A 2456-nucleotide genomic window follows, 5' to 3' on the forward strand; every position below is an offset into this window, starting at 1 on the left:
AGAGAACTCCTTCCGGGTGTTCTGGCACGACGGCACCCACTCCCAGATTGAGGGCAGTCTGGTCACCAACCGGGATGGCTTTGATGCCCAGGGCTATCGCAGCAACAGCGCATTGCCTGGCTGGAACCAGCTCACCTAATCCCCCTCCCGGCCCATGCGGCGGCACACATGGCGCAACACGCGCTGTGGATATGGATAAACCCCAGCGCCTGCGCCACCCTCGACCTCTTAACGCGGGGCCTCTTGAGGCCCCTTTCTGTAGTTGTGGTGGGGCATGTTTGCCCCTGCTCCACCCGCTGGCGGGCGTTGGTCGCACACGGCCATCCCTCCGTCCTCTTTCAACAGGAGATACCACCCAATGGAACACCCTGAAGCAGTGAATACCCACTTTGCCCAGGTATGTCGGGATACCCCGGATATACAGGTACTCGACAACCGGGGCTTGATCGTCCGGGAAGTGCAGCTTTATCGCGCAGCGCCCGGTGAGAGCATCGATGTGCGTACTACCTGTCACACCCACAATGATGCCGGACACCTGAGTACCAGCATTGACCCGCGCTTGGCGGCGCTGCGTGAGCAACGCCCCGAGGTCAGCCCCAACTTCACCTACCTGACGTCCCTGAGCGGTAAACCGTTATTGACCCACAGTCTGGATGCGGGTTGGCAAGTGCTGCTGCATGATGCAGCAGCCCGCCCCCTGTATCGGGTGAATCAGGCTGGCACGGTGCACACGTTTGCCTATGACGCCCTGGACCGTCCCGTGGCCATTTACGAGGGGAAAACGGGTAGCCCCGACCAGCCCCGGGTTATCGAACGCATGGTCTATGGCGACACGTTGCCGGAGGCAGAGGCGCAATCCCATAACCTCAAGGGGCAATTGGTGCGTCATTACGACCTGGGTGGCTTGCGGGCCCTCACCTCAGTCAGTTTGCTGGGCAAGCCGTTGGTGGAATTACGTCGGCTACTGGCGGTGGAGGACATGGAGAGCGATTGGCGGGGAAGCACAGAAAGCGATTGGCAAAGCCTGCTGTTGTCGGGTACGGACAACACCTATACCACCCGGTGGACCTATAACGCGCTGGGGGAGATGCTCACCCAGACCGATGCGATGGGCAATCAGCAACGCCACACCTATCTGCCGACCGGCCACCTCAAGGGGACCTACCTCACTCAGAAAGGACAGGCTGAACGGGTGATAGTCCATGAGCTGGAATACAACGCAGCAGGGCTGAAACTTAAAGAGACTGCGGGCAACGGGGTGTTGACTGAATATACCTATGACCCCACCAGTTTGCGACTGAGCCAGATGCGGACCACTCGCCCCACTCAGGCGGGTCGCACTTCTGTGCTGCAGGACCTGCGCTATCGCTATGACCCGGTCGGTAATGTGCTGGGCATCGAGGATGTCTCCACCGCCACGCGCTTTTACAAGAACCAGCGGGTGTCTGCCAACAATCAGTATGAATACGACTCTCTCTACCAGCTCATCAAGGCCACTGGCCGTGAGAATGACAATGTGCTCCCACAGGGCAGCGCCCTGCCAACCCCGCTCATCCCCATTCCGACGGACACCCAACAGTTGCGCAACTATACCCGGACCTACGGGTATGACCGGGGGGGCAATCTGGTGCGTATCCAACATCTCCCCGCGACAGGGCACGGCTATACCCGGGAAATGGTGGTGTCAGACCGCAGCAACCGGGCGGTGGCGCAAACTGCTGACCCAGCCCTGCGCCCGGCAGATGTTGAAGGGTATTTCGATAGTGCGGGCAATGTGAAGGCGCTGGCAACGGGCCAGCCGCTGCGTTGGGATGGTCAGAACCAATTGCGCAGCGCCACCCTGGTGGCACGTGGCTCAGGCAGTGATATCGAGCGCTATCGCTACAGCACACAGGGCGTGCGGTTAAGCAAGACTACGGAGACGGTCATTGATGTGGCCAACCAGCGGGTCAGGCGAGAGACAGTGATTTACTTGCCGGGGCTCGAGTTGCGGCAAAGCTGGGAGCAGAAAGTGACCCGGTCGCTGTTTCGCAGTGCCAGCAGCGCGACGCTGACAGAGGACTTGCATGTGTTGGTCATCGAGCAGGGCGGAGCGGGGTCGGTGAGACTATTACACTGGGCGCAAGGCAAGCCGGCGAGCATGGAGAATGATGTGTTGCGTTACAGCGTGGACAATCACCTGAGCAGCAGCATGTTGGAGCTGAACCAGGGGGCGGATATTTTGACGCAGGAGGAGTATTACCCGTATGGGGGAACGGCGGTGTGGTCGGTACGCTCGGTGGTGGAAGCGAAGTACAAGACGGTGCGTTACTCGGGTAAAGAGCGGGACGCCACGGGGTTGTACTATTACGGGTACCGGTATTACCAGCCGTGGGTGGGTCGTTGGTTGAACGCAGACCCAGCGGGGACGGTGGATGGGCTGAACCTGTACCGGATGGTGCGCAATAATCCTGTGA

General features: G+C 60.1%; 1 protein-coding gene. It reads left to right on the plus strand.

Features of this window, described 5'->3' with window-relative positions; translation table 11 throughout:
• Positions 1-358: 358 nt before the first annotated feature.
• The coding region (locus tag ACB035_RS20410) for an RHS repeat-associated core domain-containing protein (RefSeq protein ID WP_371168028.1) at positions 359-2456 on the plus strand (2098 nt) is incomplete at its 3' end.

Origin of the sequence: Aeromonas sp. S12(2024), from assembly GCF_041402305.1 — a bacterium.
GTDB lineage: Bacteria > Pseudomonadota > Gammaproteobacteria > Enterobacterales > Aeromonadaceae > Aeromonas > Aeromonas veronii.